Origin of the sequence: Bradyrhizobium sp. WSM1417, assembly GCF_000515415.1 — a bacterium.
Taxonomy (GTDB): Bacteria; Pseudomonadota; Alphaproteobacteria; order Rhizobiales; family Xanthobacteraceae; genus Bradyrhizobium.
Genome location: NZ_KI911783.1, coordinates 6,435,656 through 6,460,039, shown reverse-complemented (window position 1 = coordinate 6,460,039; position 24,384 = coordinate 6,435,656). Strand labels below are relative to the sequence as shown.

Annotated in this window: 11 protein-coding genes and 1 pseudogene; 4 read left to right on the top strand and 8 right to left on the bottom strand. The window is 55.9% G+C overall.

Translation table 11 applies throughout. The annotated features are described in order from the left end of the window. Positions 1-848 precede the first annotated feature (848 nt). From BRA1417_RS0131595 to BRA1417_RS0131560, 7 genes and pseudogenes are all read right to left on the bottom strand, one after another. A complete protein-coding gene (locus BRA1417_RS0131595; protein WP_027519206.1) occupies positions 849-2,354 on the bottom strand; it encodes an adenylate/guanylate cyclase domain-containing protein in 1,506 nt (501 codons plus the stop codon). Between the two features lie 1,595 nt (positions 2,355-3,949). Beyond that, positions 3,950-6,703 carry a S8 family serine peptidase gene (locus BRA1417_RS0131590; RefSeq protein WP_027519205.1) on the bottom strand — a complete coding sequence of 918 codons (2,754 nt, stop codon included), beginning with the start codon at positions 6,701-6,703 and terminating at the stop codon, positions 3,950-3,952. 333 nt (positions 6,704-7,036) lie between these two features. Beyond that, the gene (locus BRA1417_RS41245; RefSeq protein WP_035968932.1) at positions 7,037-8,716 is read right to left on the bottom strand and encodes an FAD-dependent oxidoreductase; all 1,680 of its coding nucleotides are present in this window, start codon (positions 8,714-8,716) and stop codon (positions 7,037-7,039) included. A 26-nt stretch (positions 8,717-8,742) separates the two neighbouring features. After that, positions 8,743-13,899, bottom strand: coding sequence for an AAA family ATPase (locus BRA1417_RS0131575; protein WP_198034877.1), 5,157 nt, complete (start codon positions 13,897-13,899; stop codon positions 8,743-8,745). After that, a complete protein-coding gene (locus BRA1417_RS41940; protein ID WP_051448421.1) occupies positions 13,863-14,744 on the bottom strand; it encodes a cyclopropane-fatty-acyl-phospholipid synthase family protein in 882 nt (293 codons plus the stop codon). Before BRA1417_RS41940 ends, BRA1417_RS0131575 begins: the two co-directional genes overlap by 37 nt. A gap of 679 nt (positions 14,745-15,423) precedes the next feature. Then, positions 15,424-15,830, bottom strand: a pseudogene (locus tag BRA1417_RS41235) (response regulator). Next, entirely contained in the window at positions 15,827-18,433 is a 2,607-nt protein-coding gene (locus BRA1417_RS0131560) for a GAF domain-containing protein (protein ID WP_027519203.1), read from the bottom strand. Before BRA1417_RS0131560 ends, BRA1417_RS41235 begins: the two are co-directional and overlap by 4 nt. 539 nt (positions 18,434-18,972) lie before the next feature. On the opposite strand from BRA1417_RS0131560, the gene BRA1417_RS0131555 reads away from it, so the two are divergent. The 4 genes from BRA1417_RS0131555 (at position 18,973) to BRA1417_RS0131540 (ending at position 22,820) form a co-directional block, all read left to right on the top strand. Continuing rightward, positions 18,973-19,530 (top strand): hypothetical protein, encoded by a 558-nt coding sequence (locus BRA1417_RS0131555; RefSeq protein ID WP_027519202.1) that lies wholly within the window; start codon positions 18,973-18,975, stop codon positions 19,528-19,530. Positions 19,531-19,558: 28 nt separating this feature from the next. Continuing rightward, positions 19,559-20,188, top strand: coding sequence for a hypothetical protein (locus BRA1417_RS41230; RefSeq protein WP_051448420.1), 630 nt, complete (start codon positions 19,559-19,561; stop codon positions 20,186-20,188). A 387-nt stretch (positions 20,189-20,575) separates the two neighbouring features. Further along, entirely contained in the window at positions 20,576-20,920 is a 345-nt protein-coding gene (locus BRA1417_RS45060) for a hypothetical protein (RefSeq protein WP_027519201.1), read from the top strand. A gap of 292 nt (positions 20,921-21,212) precedes the next feature. Further along, positions 21,213-22,820: an NAD(P)/FAD-dependent oxidoreductase gene (locus BRA1417_RS0131540; RefSeq protein WP_027519200.1), complete on the top strand. Its 1,608-nt coding sequence runs from the start codon at positions 21,213-21,215 to the stop codon at positions 22,818-22,820. Positions 22,821-23,228: 408 nt separating this feature from the next. On the opposite strand, the gene BRA1417_RS0131535 is transcribed toward BRA1417_RS0131540, so the two are convergent. Further along, positions 23,229-24,200 (bottom strand): MBL fold metallo-hydrolase, encoded by a 972-nt coding sequence (locus BRA1417_RS0131535; RefSeq protein ID WP_027519199.1) that lies wholly within the window; start codon positions 24,198-24,200, stop codon positions 23,229-23,231. Between the last annotated feature and the right edge of the window lie 184 nt (positions 24,201-24,384).

Here is a 24,384-nt window from a genome sequence, read left to right as displayed (position 1 = left end):
ATTCTCATACCCGCTCGAATTGACGTAACCGCTTCCGTTCAGCCATTCGTGCCAGCAATAGGCGAGGGATGCAGGATCGATGTTAAGCCCATTTCTCGCGATGGCGCGTCGCGTGCCCAGGCGGCCCGCCCACTCCTTTTTGCCGTTAGTTGGATGGACGCGAACGGCGACGTAAACGGCTGTGTCGTTCATCAAAGCAATCACCGCAGGTGCTTAAATGATCTGGCGTCAATACGGAGAGATTATCGGCAGGCCGATTTTAAGCAACGACGATCGTTGCTGCGGGTGCGAAGACCATCGTCCTGGCCGCGCGTGCTTCGAACTCAAGTGCCTGCGCACCCAGAACGACGATCAAAGATGAGTCTTGACAGATCGTGCGCAAAACTCAACCCGTCCCGCCCGACAGATCGCGATCAATTCCGGAGAAGATAGGTCCGTGATCGCCTGCAAAGTTTCGGATAACAAACCCAGCCCTGCGAGTTCGACAGGTGAGTACATCAGAGTGGCGACGCCCAGAAGTTGCGCGACGACATGGAAAAATTGTACAAGGACGCTGCTCATCACTTCCCAGAAATCCACAACATCATAATCGGCTATTTTGGCTCGAGTCGCTGAGGACATGCGTTGACCATGGCCGTGATCGGAAAGTCTCGTTGGAGTCGTCCCTCGCAATTGTTGTCAAGATTCTTAGCCGCTTTAGGCGGTAGTCGGCTTAGCTCCTGGCGGCGGCTTCAATTTGAGAGGCGCCAGCCCCCGGTAAGGTGGCATCCGTGGGACGCGGTGCCTTTGGCTCCCCAGTGTTCTTGGCGCGCCTTGGTGGTCGGTCGCTGCGCAGGACGCGCGATCGTTCATCTCTGCGTGGGAGAAATTTTGATTCGATGTATTTCCATTTTCTGGCCGATGCCCTTCAAGTTTTGGTAGTCGCGCGACGCCGGGCATCCTTTGACGATGTCACTGACTCCGGGAGCCTCCATCACCATCTCTGTCAGGCATATTTCGTTGACACCGGCTAGACCTTGCACACGGGCGGCAATATTCACGTCCTGTCCGAAGTAGTCGATCCGATCGTTGAGCCTTACGGCTATGGCCCTGCCTCTGTGCACGCCGATTTTGAGGCCGAGCGGCCGCGAAGCGGTTTTGTTGAATCGCGACAGCTCTTCGATCATCTCGACGGATGCAAGAACGGCATCCTGTGGACGCTCGAAGCCAGCCATGACTGCATCACCGATTGTTTTCACGATCGTGCCAGATCGATTCCTAATGATCTTATTCAAGATGTCGAAGTGCTGACGGACGAGAAAGTAGGCATTCACATCGCCAATGCTTTCGTACAGCGGAGTCGAATCTTTTAGATCAGTGAACAGATAAGTGATGTCGGAAACGGCTAGACTATCGCGCTCGTCCACTAGCTGGGTCTTATAGAGCTCGCCGAAGCAGGGGGTGAGCAACAATCGCTTGCCGGAAAGAAAAGGTTCATACTCGACCAGATGGGGCTCAAACTGGGAAGGATACTGGAGAAACCAGAAGCGGGCTCGATCCTTGGTGCGGTTCTCAATGTGGATGATGTGTTTGCCTGGGCTAAGATCGGCCGTCTGTCGAAACGCAAAGCGTCCGTCGCCAAGGACCATATTTCTCGGCCCAGTGGGCCGATCAGCAACTACGAACCGGCCCGATTCGAGCTGGACCAGCGTTTCTTGGCGTTCCGCCGGTTCACCGTTCGCGAAGAAAACCAGAAGAAGCTTGTGGCTAAGATCGAGCACCTCGAAGCGGCCGGCTGTTACGTCGAATTCACAGTCCAACCGCTGACCTGCCTCGAGATCGGCAAATCCCCGCGAGATTGCCGCAACGAGTTGCTCGTGTGTCATTCCGTGCGGGGGCTTGAAGTCCTTGGAGAAGTTGTAACGGAGATAGTAGTCCTGGACGGACAGCATGCCCGGATGACGATATAGGATGTCGCGAACCGAACTCGAGACGGTAAAGGTGACCTGGATGTAGTCGTCAAGCGCCGCCTCATTGAGGGCGTTGCAGAATTCGCACTGGAAACGTGGATGAACCTGGTCTAGCTCACGAAAAGTGCCGGCGACCTGGGGGCAATAGGCGCAGATGAGCAGCCACTGCATCTCGAATAGGCCAACCTTAGCGGCGTGGACGAACAGCTCGATTCCTTCAGCGTCACTTAGGCGGTTGGCAGTCGCGTATTGGATGGGATTGACGCGAAAGAGATCATAGTCGCCAGAGGTGCGAATAAAACCTTCGAGATCCGAAAGGGTCTGAGGCGCCCAGCTCGCTATCGACCCGAGCTCTATGAGACGCTGATTCAGGAGGCCTTCGTTGACTGGGGATGACCCTTGCATATCAGTATGATACCTCGCTCCATGCCGGCAATACTGGATAGTCGGCCATTCGACTCGCCACGCGGTCCCTTTGTGTCCAACTGGTTTTAGTCGAACCGGGCCGGATAAAAAAAGTCAGCTCTATTGGCCTGTATCAGTCGGCAATGCGACACTTTGATCGAATAGACAATGTCTGGTCTTGTCCATCATGTCCATGAGAGCGGTGCGTTGACTCGAGGGCGGGCCGTGCGCGCTACGTTATGAAATAAGCTCAGGACCCGGGCAGGCGCCCCTCCCTCGCATTTCCGTCAACGTTGATCGCCATATGAGCTGGATGCTTGTTAACTTGCCTAGGAGGATCATGCGTCAATGGTCAACCAAAGCCGTTTGAACGACGCGGATTAAACGCGCGACGCTGTTGTTCTTTGGCTTCGTGTCTGCTGGTGTTTGGTTGCAGGACGGCGCCAAAGGTCAGACTTTAGTCGCTCCGCCGCTTCCGCTCGCTCCGCCGTCGAGCGAACGGGAGCCGGCACCTCGGATCACCCCTAAGAATGCCTGGACGACAACGGCGGCGGCCAAAGTATCGTCGCCACCGGCGCCGGCCAAGAATCAAGGTCTTCGGCGGAGAGCAATGGCGAGCTGTCATCGCGGACCGACGCTCTCCGGCCGGCAGCCTCGGACAAGGTTTTGTTTACACAGTTGATCGGCGCGCCTGCGTCGGTCCTCAGCCCAGCCGGGGACTACCATGGCTTTAACGTCGGCACGGTTGACGATAGTAAAACGTCAGGTTATGCGGCGCGACCATGAAGTCCCGCGCAGCAAGACCTTCCTAGCCCAATTCGGGAGCAAACAACATCGCGGCACAGCACCTGGTTGAGGAAGAAGATGAGGCATTGAAGCGCAAGCTTACGATCTGCCGCGGCTGCAAGTAGGTGGTCGGCAATGACGGCAGGCGCTGTTGACCCATGGCAAGCGCTTGTTGATTCTCGCATGGGCCTATGTCGGATGAAGACGATGGCATGTGGAGGTCGCGGAGCAACGTAAAAGCGTGCCTCACAGGCGAGGCATTCCAGGTGCTCCGCAATGTCAACCCGCAATCCAGATAACATCGTTTTTGACCAGCAATCCGGGCATTCTCTCTGGTTCAATGCGTCAAGAGCATCTGCGTCAGTCATTTCGAGCTCGTGGAAACTGGCTGCATCAGACACCGAAAGAGCGACTGATGTGTTTCGCCATCACGATAGCAACATCCGTATAGCGGCCGTTCGACCAGAACTGATCGCAAACCAGCAAAAAGAACAGCGCACTAAGCGAAATCAGAATTCCCTTGCACATAGCGGACTTGTCCCTTGATGAGACTGCCAACCGAGCAGGTATGAACTGAGAGAGACGATATGCGTCTGAAGCCGCAGTTGCGACGATCTGCAATGATTACAGGCTGGCAAGAAGCCCTTGCTAATCCGTTAACTGACGGATCCGACAATCTCTGCGGAAGGTCGGCCTCTGGTCCGGAGCTGCTGATCTCGGAGACGTTCGCTATTCGGGCTATCGTCTCGAACCCTCGCGTGCTCTCCCCTGGAGTCAACAACTACTTGGTCAAACTCAGTCCTGCGTGCTCAAGGTGAAACAGTCACGCTCTTGAAGACGGTGCCGCCATTGTTGGACCGGCCGCTGAAGCGGACGGTCTGCGGGCCTCGCGAGGTGGCACTGAATTTCCAGATGGCGGAGCGCGTATCGGCCTCCGTTACAGTGCCAAGTGTGAGGCTGGCCGCATTTGGAAAATCCATCGCCACCCCATCCTCGCGGGTGGTCGAGACCCCGAGCAGGCTTAGACCGCTAGACGCCGCCGCCGCTGACACCTGAACTCCATATGCCTCGTAACTCGGGTTGAAAATGGTTGTCTTGATTGTGAAGGTCGAGCCGATCGCGGGAGACGTTGTGCTCGGCGTAGCCGTCATCGAAATCGCAGGCGTTGGATCGCCGCGAATAATTTTAGCTGCGATTGCCACCGGTAAGCCAAATGAGGGAGCTCTCCAGTTGATTGCTTTGAGCCGGAGAACGCCAGGAGGCGGATTATCGATGATGAGGTATTCGACGTTGTCGATATTAGACTGCGAGGCCCAGCCACCACATTGTCCAACTGCGTCCGGCGTGCAACTGGCGCCGGGATCGGCCCACAGGTCAACATCGTATGTCACCGCCTGTGACGCTCCTGCGCTCGCTTCGGGCTCGTCCCAAGTAAGCACAGCGACGACCCGCTTGGTACCCCGAGGCACGTCGATGTCGAAGAAGCCCCAAGACTTGTCGGTGATTGTCATCCATGCCCAATGGCCGCTCCAGCCGTTGGGGTCGAGGCGCGCCCAATGCGATTGATAATCGGAGACGCGTCCGAGCCCAAAATCACTGCGTCCGCCACCGGTGTTGTTTGCCGGACTGACTTCGTCCGAATGCAACGTAGCGGAAGCCATGAGATGGGCACGCAGCAAGTGCGGTCGATCTCTGAAATCAGGATAGTGCTCCAGCAACGTCGCCGCGATGCCACTGACATGTGGCGTTGCCATGCTGCATCCGCTCTTATCCGTATAACCATCCGTCGTTCCCGCCTGCGCAGAGGTCACGACAGCCCCCGTTGCAACGAGGTCTGGCTTCATCCGACTATCGCCGGTCGGGCCGCGGCTGCTGCTGCCGGACAATTCGCCAACTAGGCTTGATCCCGCGTCCTGCACGTTTTCGACGGTGAGCGCATTCTTGGCCACACCGGGGGACCAGATCGATTGCGCGCCCGGACCGTTATTGCCGGAGCACACGATGTAGACCTGGCGTGTTTCCCAGACCCGGGCGTCGAGCTTGCGCGATTCGGAATCGGTTCCAGTCTGCCCCGATCCGCTCGCCCCACCGCTCAGATTGATGACAGAGGGGCGTGGCGCGTCGCAGCTGGTTGCGTCCGCCATGTAGTCGATCGCGTCCCGCAGCCAGGAGTTTTGTCCGGTGTTGGTCGATTTCCAGATCTTTCCAACCCGGATGCGCTCACGCGAACCGACCGCAGTCGCGACGCCGCGGAACCGCGCCTTCGCAGTGCCAGTTCCAGAGATGGTTGCGAGGACGTGAGTGCCGTGGCCATTCTGATCATTCCAAACGCCCGCGGCGTCGCTCGTGAAGTTAATCCCGCAACCGTTCTTGTTGAGGTCTTGGTGCATGGTTGCGGCCGCACTTCCCAACATGGCGCCGGTGTCGAGTAAGCCCAATACAGTTCCCGCACCCAGGAAGCCGGACGCACGGATGTAATCGACTCCATTCGTAGCCATGCTCTGATCGTGTCCACCGCCGCTCCGGCGCTCGATTTCGATGAACAGGATGAAATCCAAACCGGAAAGAATGCGGATCTGTTCGGGTGTTGCGAGAGCCTCATAGCTCCGCAACACCGGGTCGTAGCGACCGACCTCCGCACCCGTAGCTTGGACCCGTTCGGCGAACGAAGTTTTGGGATCAGTTTCGAACAGGCTGATAATAATTGGAAATCGGACCACCTCGGAGCCGAGACGCTCGATGGCAGATTTCAGCTCCGGCGCTAATTTTTGGTCGGGTGAGGGGTAAGACAATGATCTAAACCCGGGGAATTTGGCAATGCCCTCCAACGCCTGTGTTTGCAGGGGGACGCGGACCTTGAGTGCTGTCCCATGCAGCCCGAGCGATGCGACCCCGAACTCGCTCATCAGCGTGCGCTCCGTGGCCGCGTCCGGCAGGAAATCCATCAGCAGAAAGGCATAGGTCTCAGTCCGCTCCCCTGCCGCTAAATCCGATCGTATGCGCGGGTCGATCCCGGAGGCCGGTGTCATCATCCCTCCCGAGAACCCAAGCTGATAGGCCTCAAATGATCGGACATCCGACGCGCCGCGCGAAGGATAATCGGCCGGAGGCTTTGGGTGATCTTTTGGCGCAGACAGCGGCCTGTTGGCCGCCTCCGTTTGGACTGTTATCGCCTCGGCGCCCCGATGCGGAAGTGCATCGCGCGGCGGCTTGCGATCGCTAGGGAAAACCAACCGATCCGCCACATCAGACTTGCTCGGTCCGAAGTCACGACGTTTGGTGTCATCCGTCCTCGTGGCACTAGGTCGCCCAACGCCCGCCTGGCGCAATTCGAAGCTTCTGACCCCGTCCTGAACGGCTTCGAGCGAAATGGGGTCACCCTCGCCGTCCCGATTGATGCGCATAGCGCTATTCTGGCCGCTAGATGCGCCTTCCGCGGGAGCAACGGTCTGCGCGGACGCAAGCGCGACGGGCGCAGCAACCAATAAGGTCGCAACGAATGTTTTCAACCGCACTGAATGGCCGCAATAGGCCAAACGCTTGGGTAAGAAGGTTTCGTTCATTGGCTTCCTCCAAATGAACATTCTTACAAAGCGACTTTGATCCGATTTCTGAATCGTCGCAATGGCGCACAAGCCGGCACAATCAAATTTGCTTTCGCGCCGACATACGAAGCGGTCGCGCTCAATCTTTTGCGTTGAGCATCCTAGCAAATCAATAAATGAACCCTAACAGTACGAGGCAAGATTATGCAGTGATTTAGTTCACAACATTGCTAGTTCGATTCAAAACAGACAGGCTCGTGATCCCGATCAGCCCATCGTTCCATAACCACGCATCCGCGACGACTCGATGCAAAATGCATCCCGATCAAACCGTCAAATCGGAGCACTCCTCTATGACGGCGTGGCCGACGAACTTAATGCATTAGCCACGCGTGCCATCAAACGAAGCGCGCGGAAGCCCGGATGTGGCAAGCCAAGATCGAACAGGGTTTCATCGAAGGCCTTCAATGGTGCGAACGCCGCGGGCTCGTTGAACTTCCAGATGTCACACAACGAGCTAGTGGAGCCCGCTTGAGCAAGAATCCCGTTTACAGCCCGCCGTGCTGCTTCGTTGGCGCCCTCCATTGTGGCGAGGTCTGTATTCGTTTGGACATAATCCGCGGCGAGAAACAAGTTCGTTATCTCAGTGGTGGCGTTAGGGCGGTCCTTCCACGAACCGATCGTGTTAATCAATAAGGGCTGAGAGTTCTCCGTCGGAAGGAAGGTGATGGAAGGGTCTAGGAAGAAATCCTTCTGGTCTCCTGTCATTAGCGGATCGTTCGTCGCCACTAGGTGAGCCATAAGTTGTGCCCACGACTCCGAGGCAATTTCAGCTCCACTTGAGCACTGACGAGCAGTATTAGTGGTAGTCTTGGACCCCTGAGCATTCCAGTCGGAAATATCGACTGAGATAAGTCCTTTGATCGAACCGTCGCCAAACGTGCTCATGTCAACGCCGTTCCAAAACTGCGGCTGCGAGATGCAGGTTATTGCCCAAGGCGAATCTGCACAAATAATGTGACCGGGACAAAGCTTAACGTCACGCCCGAGATAAAACTGGATGCCGCTCATCCATTCTAGTTGGAGGCGTGGAAGACCGCGGAGCGAAGGAGCAGAAGTCAGCATCTGAGGCGTGAATAGAGCTCGAGCAACTTCTACTGGCAATGCAGCCAGATAGTAGTCGCCGGTAATTATCTTACTGCTCGTTGGTGTCTTGACAGTTACGTCTGTGACTTGAGTCCCATTGAAGCCGAAGCTTTGAACCTGATGCTCCAAAAACATTTTAACACCTTTAGACACTAGATAATCGGTCCACGGTGTTATCCAGGCATCGTTAGTCGGCGCATTCAAGACGCGATCCATCGTTGCGGACTGAGACGTCATACTCATCATCATTTGGACAAGGATCGACCCAACCGTGCGAGTGCTGGCAACTTCCGCGCTCATCGCAACGAGTGATCGTGTCAGTCCCCGAGCGCACAGCTTTTTGTATTGAAGCGAGTGGGTATCAGCCTCAACGTAATCCCACCACCTTTTGCCTTCGAGCGCCGCGAGGCGCCGCTTGTCGCAAGTCGACATGAAGTCAAGCAGGCAAGACGCGAAGAACTCACCTTCGCCCGGTTTCAGTCCCAGTTCGCTGCGTCCAAACCAATCGTCAAACACGAATATCCAATCCTGCAGCGAGTGCGGGACATGAGTTAGAAACATAAAGAGAGGTCTATTTTCTTGAGCGACTGCGGACTGTTTCGCGACTACCAGGTTCTTCAGCACGCAGTCGCTGGAAAAAGGGATCCGGCTCATTGTGTGAGGGATGTGTTGATAAAAGCCCGGGAAAAAGCGAAAACCGTGCTCGCCTGGCAAGGGAAGCCCCGAACCGCCGCCTGCATAATTCTTTGTATTGCTCTTGGCCTTCCCACCCAAGCTAGGGGTGCTCTCGTAAACCTCTACGTCAAAGCCGCGCTCGATTAATTCGTGGGCAGCTGTAAGGCCAGCGACGCCCCCACCCAATATGACGACCTTCTCTGCCGACATTGTGTTCCTCCCGTTGGCAATGCACCTCAGTCCATTCGTCTCCCGCTAACACTGAAGATGTTGATAGGATGGCTGACACCCTTGAAACGTGGCGCCCCCCTTTCAATCAGCTCGAATTCAGATCCTAAACGAGCTGCCGTAGCTTCGCTCACGAGTATGGCGCCATTTGAGGCGGCGGATCCGATCCGAGCCGCAACGTTCGCAACATAGCCTGTGGCGGTGTAAACCCAGCGAGTGTTCGCCGAGCTCTCGATCTTGTTAGCACCAATGAGAGACAGTCCAGAGTGGATGCCGATATTGATAACGATCGGTGGCCACCGTCCATGCGAGCTGACATTTAGTTGTTCGGTCTTTTCCCGGATTGAGAGCGCGGTTCGAGTGGCCATCCTCGCGTGATTGAGGACGTCTGGATCTTGAAAGATGATCATCAGGCCATCGCCTGCGACCTCGTTGATATCTCCGCCGTTTTTCCGAATATCCCCGATGAAGCTGGAAAAATAGGTCTCGATGATCTGCTTCAGTTCTTCGGAGCCAAGTTGTTCGCTCATGCTTGTAGAGCCGGCGATGTCCAGAAAGAGGATTGAGACGTCCTCCTCTCGACCGACCAGATCAGGGTTTTCAGGGTTTTCCTCTATCAATTTCTGCAGAGAGTATGGAACGAACTTAGCAAGATGATCCCGAATGCCGCTTAGCAGCTCGACGTTCTGCAACGCAGCCTTAAGATCGTTACTGCTTTGATTTAGTTGCCTTTCTAGGTGCATGGCTTCGAGCGCGGACACGACCTGTCGCGACAGAAGCGCCATAGCGCGCACTTTGTCAGCCGAAAAAGCGTCAGGAATTGAGCCATTTTCAACGTACGCAACCCCAAGCACCGAGCCCATCTTAAATAGCGGGACGCAAGCGATTGAACGTGGGCGCTTCATGGCAATATAGGAGCAATTTTTAAAGCGTGGGTCTGTTCGCGCGTCGTTAAGTACGAGCTGTCGACCCGTATGCAGTACATAGTTGATTGCACTCTCGGAAAACTGAGAGTGATCGTTAGATGCTGGATGTAAGAGCACTTGCGCGCCATCATTAGAAGCCGCTAATTCGACGTGAAGATCGCCTTTTGTTTCCGAAATGATGAAGACGCGCTGGCCGTTCGTGCATTCAAGGATCAGTCGCATAAGCTTGTTCAAAAGGCGGTCGGCTTCCACATCCGCGGCGACATCGATCGTCGCTCGCATAACTCCGTCCAGGTCGAGCTTTTCGGCTGCGCTCTGTTGGGCCGAGCGTTCACCCGACGCTATCGGTGCTACATCTTGTTCTTCGAAAAGGTAAGCATGCTTGCTAGACAGTTGCTCGACTTTTCCCGAAGCGCCCCATCGCTTATAAGACGATCGCGCCGCTGTAAGATAGGCCTTGGCAACGACCGGTCGATTTCGAGCTAGCCAACCTTCGCCCGCAAGCTCGTTCGCAATAGCCTCAATCTGGTGGAAGGATTGCTCGTGGGCGGACTTTACTGCTGCATCAAAGAGATCGCCTGCGGTCTCCCGATTTCCGTTCAAAAGTGCAGTTTCCGCCTGCAGGATGAAGGCGTGAGTGGCAAAGTTCTGTGGGCAATGTTCTGCAAAGCATCTAAGCTTCGCGCCACACTCTTTCAGATTGCGCCAAAGAACATTGGCGTCACGGATGTCTCGACGAATTAGAGCTGCGTATATTAGGCCACGATAAAAGTAGTGCTCCGAGACGGCAATTTGGTTGACTACTGTCTTTATTTGCGTCTCAGCTTCATCTGAGTATTGGCGGGCCTCCGCGAAACTCCCGAAAAGATACGTAAGCTGCTCCTTCGCGACTAGATAGTAGGTCAACGCAGTGAGATTGCCAGCTGTGCGCATCTCTGAGACACGCGGCGTTTCTCGAAAATTTGTGTCTTCGAGCGAGCCCCAGCTGGCCGTAAGGCCTTGAAGGGCTAGTATCTGTTGCTTCTTCACGGAATAAGTTGTTTGCGTGAACCAATCGGCAGCTTGTTCAATCACTGGCCGATAGTTGTTCATTTCGCGCATCAACACATCAAGGTTGGCTCCGCGTGCGAACCTCATAAATATAATCTGAAGCGCGGAATAGTGTGCGTACTGGACGTCACCAGCCTCCAGTGCCAGCTTCAGAGATGAAGTAAGAAGATCAACGGTATCGTCGATTGGCCTTCGCCAGAAATTCAGCCACCCTGCAAAAATAGTTAGTATTTTGCACTGATGGGTTGGATCGGCGGTAAGTTTTGACAAGTCGACTGCTAAACAGCCGAACTCATGCCCGGTCTTATAATCGCCGAACAGGGCTCCTCGAGCGAGGCCGTATAATGCGTATCCGAATGAGGACGCCGGGGCATTTCCGTATCGGAGGGAAATCTCAACTATTCGGAGCGCGGCGAAGACCATCAAATCGGGATTTCTAAAGTAAGCCGCGGGGCAGATGCTCATCAGAAGCGTCACAATGTCCTTCTTGGCAGGATCGGACATCGTCGGAAGTTCGAGAAGATACTTAGCGCGCCTTCCGTGTAGGCGGATAATAACGGCTGCAAGCGCCCGAAACAGTTGAAGTTTGTTGGGCCTTGGCGGCAGTGCTTCTCCAAACAATGAAAGCGCTTTGAGGCCGACTGATACCGCTTCGTCGCTGCGATCGATGCCGGTGTCGAGAAGGATCTTCAGGTAGTAGGCCCTAGCGGTATCAGTGTCTCGCAATGAATGGCCGGTGATGTGCGCGAACAAGTCGTTGGCTTCTTCGACACGACCGACAAAGTAGGCGCACTCGAAGCGGCCCAAATGGAGTTCTAGAGCGAGATCATAATGCTTATCCCAAGCGTTGCGAGGCAACAGGTCCATGCCACTTTTATAGTAACCGTGGGCTGCATCAAACGCAGCGATCTCGCGGGCTCTCTTGCCGGCAGTCGCGTTCAGTCTCGCAATGTAGTTTCGCTCGTTCCTATCTTCGATAAGGTGGGAAGCCGCGTTCAAGTTGTCGAGAATTGCAAAGTCGCCTGCATCTCGGCCAGTCTGAGGTACTCCGGCGAGAAGACTGCGTCCGATCTTCAGTCGCATGGCTGGTTGTTCGAGCTCCGGTATAAGGGAATACGCAGCTTGCTGAACGCGATCGTGGAGAAATTTGAACTCGAATGCTTGGTCGTCTTCGATCAGGGCTAGTACAAGCCCCTCACGTTCCAAGATACGGAGGGCCCTCAGGGCGCAGGGCAGGGGGGTATCAAGAATCATCGATAGTGCCTGGGCAGTGAAACGGCTTCCAATACAGGCCGCAATTTTGGCTGCCTCTTGCGCCTCGCTCGGCAAGCTGCGGACTCGTCGATTCATTAGCTCTAGCACGTTATCCGTGACGCCTTCGGCGGCGATCTTCCGTAGATCCCAAGCCCAACGGCTTTGAGCGAAGTCGAAAACTATGAGCTTCTGATGGTTCAGAAAAGAAAGAAATTGGGTTATGAAGAACGGATTGCCGTCGGTCTTCGTTTTGATCAGTTCCGCGAAGGGGGCTGCCTCAGTCGGAGAGCAACGGAGTGCATCACGCAGAAGCTCGCCGATGTCGCCCTCTTCAAGCGCCGAAAGGAGAATGCGGGTCGTGGGAATGTTCGATTCAGAAATCTGTTCGATAATTGCGGTCACCGCGCCATCCGCGTCATCCCCGAGGCGCAAGGTGCCAATCACTGAGAAATGAGTGACTTCACTGTCGGTCAATAGTGTGTGGATCAGCGTCAACGATGCCGGATCAGCCCATTGAAGGTCATCCAAAAAAAGGCACAGCGGATGCTCTACGTTAGCAAAAACGCGCACAAATTGACGGAAGGCGTGATTGAATCGATGCCGTTTTTCAGTGGCGGGAATTTCGAAAGAAAGAGGTTGATCAATGAGCTCTTCAAGTTCCGGGATAACGCCAACGATCAGATAAAGGTTTGCTCCAAGCGCGTCGATTATCCGCTTTCGCCATTCCTGTAACTTTAGTTGACTGCAGCAAAGCAATTGTTCGATCAGGACACGGAAGGCCTGAGCAATAACCGAATAGGGTTCGTTGCTCTTAAATTGATCGAACTTCCCGCTGATAAAGGCGCCGGTGAAGGATGTAGTTGATTGAATGGATTGGATTAGTAGCGACTTGCCAACGCCAGGTGGGCCGCAAACTACGGTAAATTCGGTTGCTCCCCCGCTCGTCCTGCGCAACGAATCTTGTAACGTCGTTAGCTCAGCATTGCGTCCATACAATTTATTCGTAATTTGGAATACGGCCGGTACGTCTCCTTGCCCGATAGGGAAGCTTGGAATTGTACTTCGGGCTTGCCATTCCGATAGACAAAATTGAAGGTCTGAACCAAGTCCCGCGACCGTTTGGTAGCGTTCCTCTGGCTCCTTCGCTAACAATTTCATGATGATGCGGGATATCGGTAACGGTATCCCTGGCTCTATATTGTGCGGAGGTTTCGGCAATCGATCGAGGTGCGCTTGAATTAGCTCGAGTGGGGTTACCGCCTCAAAGGGGGGCCGGCCACATACTAAGAAGTAAGCGAGGGCGCCGGCTGAATAGAGATCGGATCGAGCGTCGATGATGCGGTCTATCCGACCAGTTTGCTCGGGAGCGATGTAATGGAAGTCGGCGTGAACTTGGCGCTCCGGCGAGACGTCGCTCCTGAAAACAGCGCGAGATAAGTCAGCAATTCTGATTTCGCGTAGATCGTTGTTCGCCCAAATGCTATGTGGGCCGAGATTCCCGTGGACGATTGAATCCTGGTGGACTTCACGAATTGCCTGAACAATTTCCCATATAAGCAAAAGTGAGTTCGCAAAAGGGAGCCTCCGATGGAGCAGGTGCTCGGTAAGTGGTCGAGCTCCGTGATCCGGCAATATCAAACATTCGATCCCCTCGATCCTGAAAAAGTCTAGCGGTTTCAGAATCGACTTGACGTTGCTCCTGCTGCATACGTCAAAATCGCGCCTTAGCGGGGTTGCGACACGGCGCATCTTCGCCACTCTGACGAATGCAGGATGGTTGTCCGTCAGACGCCTTCCTCTGAAGGTGATGCTGATGGCATCCTCCCAGCATCTTTCGGACAAAGCATATCCTGGCACCAAAGGCGCCTGTTCTCCGAACGTCTTGGGGGAGGAAACGGTCATTTTTTTGTGCCAGAGAGAATTCCGTAAAACCACGCTCCTCTTCTCAAGAGTTGGTACTGCCTCAGCGAGGCAATAACATTTCCGTGCTGCGCAGCGGAGCGCAAACCAAGGCCGAATAGAAGAGCGTCTATTGGGCGAGCAATGCATGCGAGTTTATATAGCCGACGGAGTGAGCGATGCGTCATCACCGTGCAGTCGGCAAGTTGCACTTGAGCGAAGCCAGCAGTCTCCGCTGCAAAAATGTGCTCGTCGGCGGTGTCGATATCAGGAATAGACCAACCGTCGAGCCACTCACGTGCCATCAGAGCCGTTTCTGCTCCGAAATCGCGGGACGTCCGGATGTATTCGGCGACTACTAGTCGTCCACCCGGCCTGAGTAGACGCGCCGCCTCGGAATAGAATGCAGCCTTCCTTACTGCGTGGCAGAGGCTCTCAAGCGCCCAGACGACATCAAAAGAGGCACTTGGAAAAGATGTGCAGGCATAATCAGCCTGGTAGAAGCTGACCTTGTCGGCCAGCAACCGTTCTTGTGCTATCTTTCTGGCGGCAAGAACATGGGTTTTTACAGGAGTGATTCCAACTACTACAGCGGATTTGTTTTCTGCGAGCCAAAAGCCACTGCCACCTAATCCACATCCAGCATCGAGAACTCGATCCCCCGGGGTGACGTGCGCAATTTCGGAGAGCACGTGGTTGGCATTCACCAGAGCACGCCGGTGCTCGTCGATGTCGCAGGCATAATAGCCAAAATGAAATGCGAGGCTGTTCCCGCTGTGCCAAACTCTCTTATAGTCGAAATTGGTTTGTTCGTAATATGACTCGATGGCTTTCAGCCATCTACTCTCCGAACTATCAGACAGGTTTCCATCGATTGGCATGGTTGCTCCCGTGGTGGAAGGTAACGCCAGGTTTGGAAGGCCCTCAAAGTCTTCGGTAGATTGCCTAGAATGCACCGAAAGGTGCGCGCGCTAAAGTGCAAATAGAAATTGAAACTCTTGGGTCGACAACGTTTTGTTCTCCCTAAAATACTATCGACCAGGATTGGCTCCGACGCAATCACTCGGCAAAATACGATACTTTTCAAGGCATTATTCGCACTTAGGTTGCGAGATGTCGTTCTCGCCTTCCCCAAAAGAGCCTACGGAGGCGTTGAGCAGGGAGGGATCGTCGCCCCAGGGTGCTGAGAGCATAGCGGAGCCTGTTCCGGCTCTTTTAGAGGCGACGCATGTTGCTACGGAGCCGTTTCGCTCTAGCGAGGGGATCTGAGACGCAGCAATCGAGCAAGTTTCTTTCTAGATTCTCTCCCTCCAGCGAGAGAATCCCACTTCGGCAAGCTACTTCGAATGAGTGGTTCTGCGCGGCGCTTGCGTGTCAACCTGTCAACCGTATCAACCCAAGAATGGCCGACACTAGCTGGCGAAATTTGGGGGCGCGCTTGTACCGTAGGGCAGGGGCCCCGGGAAGGACCCGCAAAATTGAGCCGGAGTAGTCGACTGGAGGATGTGTCAGTCTATGATCCGAAAGCGGACGCTCTACACGCGACCTGTCTTGGGTCTGCTAAGGGCCCATTAGCCGCGAGGCAGTTCCTTCCAGCCGTTGATCAATTTCCTGACGCATACTCCAAAATCTATCGGCTTCGATAGCAATCCAGCGGCGCCAAGATCGCTTGCGCGCTTCACGGCCGCATCGTCTCCATAAGCGGTAATCATGATGACGGGCACGTCAGGACGTGCTTCTCGTACCTTTGGAAGCATTTCAAGTCCGCTCATGCCTGGCATGTTGATGTCCGACAGTATGAGGGTTAGTGACGGCTCCGGTATCGCCTTCACCCGCTCAAGAGCCGCAGGAGCAGACAGAGCAAATTCCATGTGAAAGCGCCCCGCCCGTAGGTCGCGACGGAATTGCTGCCGGAACATGCTCTCGACATCTGGCTCGTCGTCCACGACAACGATGTAGGTGCTCACGACGCGCCTCCAGATCGGTTATTGCTCCCGTGACGCGGCAAGATGACCACGAACTCTGTAAACTGCTGCGGTTCGCTTGTGACTTCAATTCGGCCACCATGCTGTTTAACGATGATGTCATGGGCGATCGAGAGGCCAAGGCCTGTACCTTCGCCGGCCGGTTTGGTCGTGAAGAATGGATTGAAAATCTTTTCCTTCACCTCCGGTGGGATACCGGTGCCATTGTCGCGAATGCGTATTTCGACTTGGTCCTCGTTTGCGCGTGTGCAGGCAGTGACCAGTGGTTCGAAGTCGCCGCTGCTGTTGCTCGCCACACGACGGGCCACCGCATGGAGCCCGTTCGAGATCAAGTTGAGCAGAACGCGGGTGATCTCCTGGGGAAACACCTCGACCATTCCGGCGCGCGGATCGAAGTCGCGCTGCAAGGTCACATTGAACTGCGGTTTCTCGGCACGAGCGCCGTGATAAGCGAGGTTGAGACTTTCCTCGACCAGTGCATTGATATCGGCAGGCCGATGCTCTCCTGAGCCTTCTCGCGAGTGCAGCAGCATGTTTTTGACGATCGAATCGGCGCGCTTGCCGTGCTGTACCACCTTTTCGAGGTTTGACTTCAGCATCAACGTAAGTTCGTCAACCTCGCTGCGCATCTTATGGTCGAGAGGAGCCGGAGCCAGGGCCTCCTTGAGTTCGGCAGTCAATTCCGCCGAGAGCGCAGCAAAATTATTGACGAAGTTGAGGGGATTCTTGATCTCGTGGGCGATTCCGGCAGTAAGTTGACCGAGAGAAGCAAGTTTTTCTGTTTGCACCAGGCGGTCTTGCGCGGTTCGCAGCTCATCCAATGATCTCGACAGATCGGCGGTGCGCTGACGCAATTCGCTGAGAAGTCTTGTATTCTCGATGGCGATGACCGCCTGCGCGGCGAACTGCTCCAGTAAGGCTGTTTGTTTCTCAGTAAAAGGGCTATTCTCCTGCCGGAAGATCATGACATTCCCGATTACGCTGCCGTCTTTCAGCAAGGGAACTGCTAATACAGACTGCGCGCCACCCAGCTCAACCAAGGCGCGGCGATTACGTTCACCGTCGAGGTAAGCTTTGGATTTGGCGAGGTCAGCGATGACTACCGAGCGTTCGCCTTTCAACAGACGCGCTGGAGCAGTGTCAGGACCGTAGTCAAGTGGCTGCTTCCGGCGGTACTCATCGTAAGCTGGAGGCAAGCCGAATGTGGCCGCGGTATGGAAACGGTGCCGATCATAGGTGTTGAGCACGCCGAAATTCGCGTCGCAAAGCTGCATCGCCTTGCGAAGTATGGCATCAAAGACCGGCACCAGATCCCCAGCTGAGCGGCTGATTATGCTGAGCACCTCCGATGTCGCAGTCTGCTGCTCCAGCGCTTGCCTGGTCTCGTTGAAAAGTCGTGCATTTTCGATCGCAACGACGGCCTGGCTGGCGAAGTTCTCAAGCAGCGAGATTTGCTCCTCGGTGAATGGCCTAACCTCCCGTCGATAGACGTTAATTACGCCGACAATGTCCTCATTCCTAATTATGGGCACATACAACACGGTGCGTGCGCCGCCCAAATCGACACCGGCGACCGCATTAGGATTACCGCTGCGGTAAGCTTCGCTTTCCTGAGCATTATGGACGTGAGCCGGCTTCCTGGTGGTGCGAATCTCGTCGGCCGGAGTTGCCGCGCCTCCGGTATGCAAGTTTTGCCGTCGGTATTCAGCAAACGCAGCCGGAACACCCGCTTCGGCAACTGCCCGCATTGCGCCTTGCTCCATCTGGTAGATGAAGCCGCAGTCCGCCTCGCACAGGCGCATGGCCTTGGCCAGCATCTGCTCAAACACCGGTTTAAGATCGCCGGGCGAGGACGAGATGACCTCAAGAACTTCGGCTGTAGCGGTTTGCCGCTCAAGCGCCTCCTTTGTTTCGTTGAACATCCGTGCGTTCTCTATGGCGATTACGGCCTGGTCGGCGAAGCTTTGTTGCAGCACCAGTTCGTCCGCAGTAAAGGGCTCGAGCCGATCGCGTTGGACGACGAGTGCTCCGATCGCTTCGCCGTCGCGCCGTAGTGGCGTACCGGCCACGGTTCGGATGCCCACCGAGCGGGCCAATGTCACGGGCCAGTCTGCCATATCAGCATCAATAGTATCGATGTCGGGAATATGGATTTGTCGATTCTCCCGGAAAACTACCGCGGGCAGGTTTCGGCCTCCTGGCCGGCGCTGCTCCTCCGGTACTAATGCGGTGATGCGCTCCATGCCGGCGCCGAAACTGACTGAAAGACCCCATTCGTTGCCCGCGGCGATACGGATAGCAACGCTCGCACCATGGAAGAGGCGCGCGGTAGCTTCGGCGATCTGCTGAAGTCCGCTTTCGGCATCACCGGAGGCGCTGGCAATGGTGCGGAGGATGTCGGCATTGGCATTCTGCCTCTCCTGCAAATTGGCGAGTTCGTCGCGCAAACGGGCATTTTCGGCATCCGCCGCCGCAGCCCGTGCAGTCGCCGCATCATGCGCTGCAGAACTGCAAGCAAGCCGTTGCTCTAGATCAGCAATCAGCTTGTGGAGGTCGGCCACGGCGTCCGGAGGAGGCGCGGTCATTCACTCAATCCGTGCGCCAACCAATGTGGGCTGGCTCAAATCATCGCCTGTATGGACAGATTATTCCATTCTAGGAGCATCAAAGCCAGCGGCTTTCCTCCTCTTTTGACCCCACTCCTTGGTACTCTCGCGCCCGTCGAGGAGCCGTCCACAGCATCAGAAGCGGACAGTCGGTGGGCGGCGCGCCGGTCGGCTAAGGACCGAACAGCTGAGGGACGCTTGTCAGGTTGTCAGGGTCGTCAGGCCAGAACAGCGGCTCTGCCACTAGTGCGCTTTGGGGGCGCGCTTGTGCCGTATGGGAGAGGGGGCGGGGAGGGACCCAATCCAAACTCTTCGCAGCGCGAGAGACAATCAAACAGGTAGGGGTCCATCCCAGAACTTCCCAGCCAGACTTCATGTCCGCGGACAACAATTTCAATGCATTTGTACACAGCGATCGCAAGAATGATTTCTCGCGGGATTAAGATGCGTTCGCTAAGGAAAATCCGAGATCGCAACTGAAGACGGCTGCGCGATTTGCCGGGCCCGAAAAAAGCGGGGTGCACAAGATTGCCAGGAAAGAACCGAAGGTCGTTGATCTCGAAACTGCCTTCACGAAGGCTGGAGAGAACGGCAATCTATCCGCGCCGCGGATGGATATCGCAGTGCTGGTCCCGGGGAAACCGGGCAAAGCCGAGTTGGCCTTCTGCGAAGCAAAATGCGCGGATAATCGCGAGCTGTGGGACCTGGAAAAGCTTCCCAAGGGAGCAAAGAGCCTTCCACTTCCGGAGCGCTCCACGGCTGTGATCGCTCAAATCAGAAAGTATGAGCAGTTCATCCAGGCCAAGGAAACCCAGGAAAGCCTGATTGGGGGCTACGTCAGCACCTGCAGGAATCTGATGGAGATCAGCGGTCAAAGTCGGGGCAGGCGGGTCGATGATCTCGTCAAACAGGTTGCCGAGGGGAAGATCGAGCTGTCGATTCATCCCCACGTTTATCTCCTGATCTACGATTTCGGCCAGGACGAGAAGGAAGACCGTATCAAGAAAAAGCGGCTGGAGCTGAAAAAGGAAGGCGCCAGGACCATCGCCAGGGCAAGCCCGAGGACTTCCAGTTGACCAACGATATCTTGAGCGAGAATGCGAAATGGACTGGCGAGCGACTGACGGGTTTTCGCGAGAGCAGCTACGCCGACACGCGTGCCAGGATGAAGGCGAGGACCGTGAGCTCCGGTCCCTCGTCAACGGAAAGAGCTATGGCATCGGCGAACTCGAGCTGGTGTCGTTGCAGTCGTTGCGTGAGCGGGCAGCTTCCCTCAGTCGGCCGGAAGGGCGCCTGAGACTGGAAGTGGTTCGCGGCGATGTCCGACAGATGCATCGACAGCCCGCGAACGCGGGTGCCTTGTTTCAGGTTGCCTCCCAATTCAACCTGCTGGAGATGACCGGTCCCGCCGTGACTCCTGAGGACGGGGTCACCCGCTATCAAGGCGACCCGACCCAAGGGCCGGCCTGCGCGATCGCTGCCGGAGCGGCGACGATCTACAGGAACTACTTTGCTCCAGTTGGTGACAGTTACGGACAGACAGCAACGCGCCAACTCGGCGGACTGGCCGACGTTGGTGAAACCCTGGCCGCGAACCCGAATAGGCCGGTCGAGGCTTTGTGGCAGATGGCCAACGGCTACGCCCTGTGCGCCCGCATCGGACTTGACGCTATTGCGGAGCACCTGAAAGGACTGGCGCCAGCCCAGCTCGATACGCTGCGTGCGGCGATTTGATTTTGTGTGGCACCCTTGAGGGGCGCCGCGCGATGAGGATTACCACATTTGGCGCGACTTGGAATTCCCCGTTCTATCAGGCATGGGCACGTCTCTCTTTGGGTCCAAACCGGACCTTGAGCGGGACACCATCTGAGGCCAGCTTCGGGCCGAGAAGCTGACATCGGCTGTAGCCGGTCCTGCGCTCGCTAAGGGCGCATAAGCAACGTCGGTGTTGGTCTCGATGACCGAAATCAACAGGCCATGGCGCCCGAGCGAACAGATTGGGCTGCCGTTAGAGTTCATTCGTTCGAGGAGTTGGAGACGCCCTCTCCGGTCTTCGCCCGATTGCTGGGTGCCGCTGACTCCCGATCGAAGAGGGAGTAGATTGGCCGGGAACAAGCCCTGATGCCGGCTGAACAAGGATCGGTCGGGACACGTCTCGAGGAACAGCTCCATGGGATAGCGCTGGACAGTGCGCTGAGCCGTGCCAACCGCGAGCGTACGGTTCGCTTCGAAACCGCCTGCTGGCCGGTCTTGCGCCGGCGTCGTTTGAGCGGCTTCGTCTCTTCCTGCAGCCCGTTGCGCTCAAGCGCCGGGAGGGGGTGTGAACTTCCAGGTGACGGTCTCAAGATTCTGGTGAGCTATCCGGATGGCTTCGCCGACATGGAGGACCTCAAGCGCGAATGGCTATTGCGCATGTCTGCGGCCAAGGTCGCGGACGCTCCAATTCGATATAGACCGAAAAACTGAATCTAGCGGCCGCTGCAATTCCTCTCATGGTACGTCGAAACGGCAAGTCCGAGAAATGGGGTCTCCCCAAATCGACGTTGATTGCTTCTGGACCGGCTCGGTCTTTGAAGGAGTGCATTCCAGATTTGAAGGCGACGCCCGGCAGTGAGCTGCATTGAGCAGAGAAGGCGAGCTTGAGCGCACTAACCGGGACGGTTATATTAATCCAATTCACTTTGACGCAGCGCACTTTACGGCGCTGACGGTATACCTACCCTTATGTTTGTGGGGCGGCGCAATGAGCGAGTGCGGAATGTCGAATGAACCGGTTGAGCTAGACGCGCTGGTTGTTGGTGCGGGCTTTGCGGGTCTCTACCAGCTGTTTCGGCTTCGGGATAACCTTGGCTTGAAAGTCAAGGCCGTAGAAGCGGCTCAGGGTGTTGGAGGCACGTGGTTCTGGAATCGCTACCCTGGAGCTCGGTGCGACTCTGAAAGCCATGTCTACTGGTATACGTTTTCCCTGGATTTGATGCGACAATGGGAGTGGTCCGAACGCTATCCGGGCCAAGCAGAAATTCTGCGTTATCTGAATTTCGTTGCCGACAAGCTCGACCTGAAACGCGACATTCAATTTGGTACCCGGGTTGCGTCGGCGCATTACGACGAAGCGACGAATCGCTGGCACATCCGTGCAGAAACGGGCGAGACCTTCATCGCGAAGTTTCTCATTACCGCGGTCGGCTGCCTCTCCACCGCCAACGTGCCCGACATTCTGGGACTGAAGACCTTCAAGGGTGAGTGGTACCATACAGGGCAGTGGCCGCACGAAGGCGTCGAGTTTGCGGGAAAGCGAGTGGGGATGATCGGCACCGGATCGACCGCCATCCAGGCGGCGCCGGTAATCGCCGATCAAGCCAAGCATCTGACCGTATTTCAGCGTACCGCGAACTATTCAGTACCAGCACGCAACGTCCCATTGACGGCGGACTTCAAGCAATATGTCAAAAACAGCGCCAGCGAAATACGCGCGACTACGCATCAAACCTACAATGGCATGGGCTTTAAGGTTGCGGAACGCAAAGCGGTCGACACGCCGCCAGAGGAGCGCGAGAGAATTTATGACGAGGCCTGGGAGCGTGGCGGGCTGCAGTTCCGCGCATCCTTTGAGGACATGCTCGTTTCTAAGGAAGCAAACGACACCGCTGCCGATTTCATAAAAAGGAAGATCCGCTCGATTGTGAAGGATCCCAAGACCGCGGCGGTCCTCGCTGACATTGATCATCCGTATGCGGCCAAGCGCCCGCCGATCGATACCGACTATTTTGAGACCTACAATCGGCCGAATGTCACGCTGGTGGACGTCAAAGCTGCGCCAATCCGGCAGATCTCCGAGATTGGAATTCGCACGGATCAGGCCGAGTACCCCCTAGACATCATAGTTTTTGCGACAGGGTTCGATGCGTTGACGGGACCGCTGCTCAAGATGGATATCCGCGGGCGGGACGGGATCGCACTCAAGGATGTCTGGGAGGCAGGACCACGCAATTATCTAGGTTTGCAGGTCGCTGGTTTTCCAAACCTCTTCACCATCACGGGGCCCGGCAGTCCATCGGTTCTGTGCAACATGCCCGTAGCCATAGAGCAACATGTCGATTGGATCACCGATTGCATCGCTCATATGCGGACTAACGGGCTGGAGCGGATCGAGGCACGGGCCGACGCCGTCGAGCAATGGGTAAGCGAAGTCAACGAGGCGGCTGCCCGAACACTACTGCCGCAGGCAAAGCATTCCTGGTACCTGGGGGCGAATATTCCAGGCAAGCCGCAGGTGTTTATGCCATATGCGGGCGGCTTGGTCCGTTATCGCGAGATCTGTCAGAAGGTCGTCACCCGCGGCTACGAAGGTTTCGCTCTGTCATAGTCGTTTGCAATGAGTTCGGCTCGTCTTCCTCGGCGATGGTCCGGTCGTTAACCTGAATCGTGCCTAGCGGAGCTGCAAGCACCTATCCTTCCGAGGCCACCGCCCCTCACGGCCGAAGCGCGCCCCAGAAAGCCGCCAGCTGCAGGTGGAAAATCCTACAAGATTTTCGCCCAAGCCGGTGTTCTCCTAAGTCGAGATGTGCGGAGCACAAGCCTGCGCAGGTTGAGCTCCAGCATATCTGCGAGGACCATTATCGTGCGTCGTGATCTTGACTAGCACGTCCGAGTCTGACTCGAAGGCCACATCGCAGTCCGACACCGTTCTCGTCAGAGAAGGCGCAAAAATGCCCCGTCAAGTCCGGGGCTAGAGTTTGCTTTGGAGGTCGTCTCTTTTGTCTGCGCTCGGAGTTCAGAGAATCAAGCTCATCGCTTCCGGGTAATAGTGGAAGCCCTCCGATGTCTTGGCGATATGGCCGTAACCTGGCCAGGCAAAATGATAGGACATCACAGGAATCTTATTTGCAGCAATCATATCTAGCAGTTTGACCCGGCTTTCAGCTGCCTGCTGCGGATCGGTGTCGTAGGAGAACTGCATCCGCGGTTTTTCAAGCAGCAGTATCGGATGGTGAGTAAGATCACCGAGGAAGGCGAACGATTTCCCTGCCGACGAGACCATGAAGATTGTGTGACCTACGGTGTGGCCAGGAGCTGCCATGGCCTGCACGCCGGGAAGGAATTCCTGACCGTCCTTGAAGAACACAAGGCGATCTCGTACCGGCAGTAAGTTCTTGCGTGCATGAACGACAAAGTCCTTCAATGGACTGCCAAGCTTGCCTTCATCGGTCCAGAAATCGAAATCGCTCTGAGCTATGTAGTACTGTGCGTTGGGGAATAATGGCTTACCGTCCGCGTCCACAATGCCGCCGATATGATCGATGTGCGCGTGTGATAAGACCACGGCGTCGATGTCGGCTGGTTTAATGCCAGCCTCTGCCATACTCTTCTGCTGACGGCCGGTGGTCGGTCCGAAGGCCTTAGACGTTCCCATGCCAGTGTCGAATAGAACTAGCCTGTCACCCATGTTCACGATCGGCGAATTCTGCTCCAGCACCACATTTTCAGGTGAGAGGAAATTGTCGCTCAGCATCTTCTTCACTTCTTCATCAGGCACGCCGATGAAGGTCCCTTTCGGAGGACCGAGTGGCAGCGGACCGTCAGAAACGACCGTCACTTCGGCGTCTCCAAGACCGAAGCGATAGAAATAAGCTGGCTGCGTCCCAAGCTTGGGTGCTCGCGCAAAAGCGTTACTGCCCAGCACGGTCGATGCGCCTAATCCTGCGCCGAGGGCGAGCAAGGAGCGCCGCGAAAGGTCGTATGTCATGTTTCCTCCTTTTGTTATTATGAAGTAACATAGCAGGATGCGCTCGTTTCCGAAGGCTGGCAAGGGGCGTTCGCCTTGTGCGAGCGAGCCGTCCGTATATCTCGCTCGTCGGCTCGAAATGACCCGCGTACTGCCGTAGATCGCTCCTGGTGAGCGGAGCTGCGTCACATATCATTTGCGTCTG

Bases quoted from the DNA above. Each gene is read 5' to 3' on its own strand.
- BRA1417_RS0131595 (WP_027519206.1), bottom strand. From the start codon at position 2,354: ATGCAAGGGTCATCCCCAGTCAACGAAGGCCTCCTGAATCAGCGTCTC.
- BRA1417_RS0131590 (WP_027519205.1), bottom strand. From the start codon at position 6,703: ATGAACGAAACCTTCTTACCCAAGCGTTTGGCCTATTGCGGCCATTCA.
- BRA1417_RS41245 (WP_035968932.1), bottom strand. From the start codon at position 8,716: ATGTCGGCAGAGAAGGTCGTCATATTGGGTGGGGGCGTCGCTGGCCTT.
- BRA1417_RS41940 (WP_051448421.1), bottom strand. From the start codon at position 14,744: ATGCCAATCGATGGAAACCTGTCTGATAGTTCGGAGAGTAGATGGCTG.
- BRA1417_RS0131560 (WP_027519203.1), bottom strand. From the start codon at position 18,433: ATGACCGCGCCTCCTCCGGACGCCGTGGCCGACCTCCACAAGCTGATT.
- BRA1417_RS41230 (WP_051448420.1), top strand. From the start codon at position 19,559: ATGGACTGGCGAGCGACTGACGGGTTTTCGCGAGAGCAGCTACGCCGA.
- BRA1417_RS45060 (WP_027519201.1), top strand. From the start codon at position 20,576: ATGCCGGCTGAACAAGGATCGGTCGGGACACGTCTCGAGGAACAGCTC.
- BRA1417_RS0131540 (WP_027519200.1), top strand. From the start codon at position 21,213: ATGTCGAATGAACCGGTTGAGCTAGACGCGCTGGTTGTTGGTGCGGGC.
- BRA1417_RS0131535 (WP_027519199.1), bottom strand. From the start codon at position 24,200: ATGACATACGACCTTTCGCGGCGCTCCTTGCTCGCCCTCGGCGCAGGA.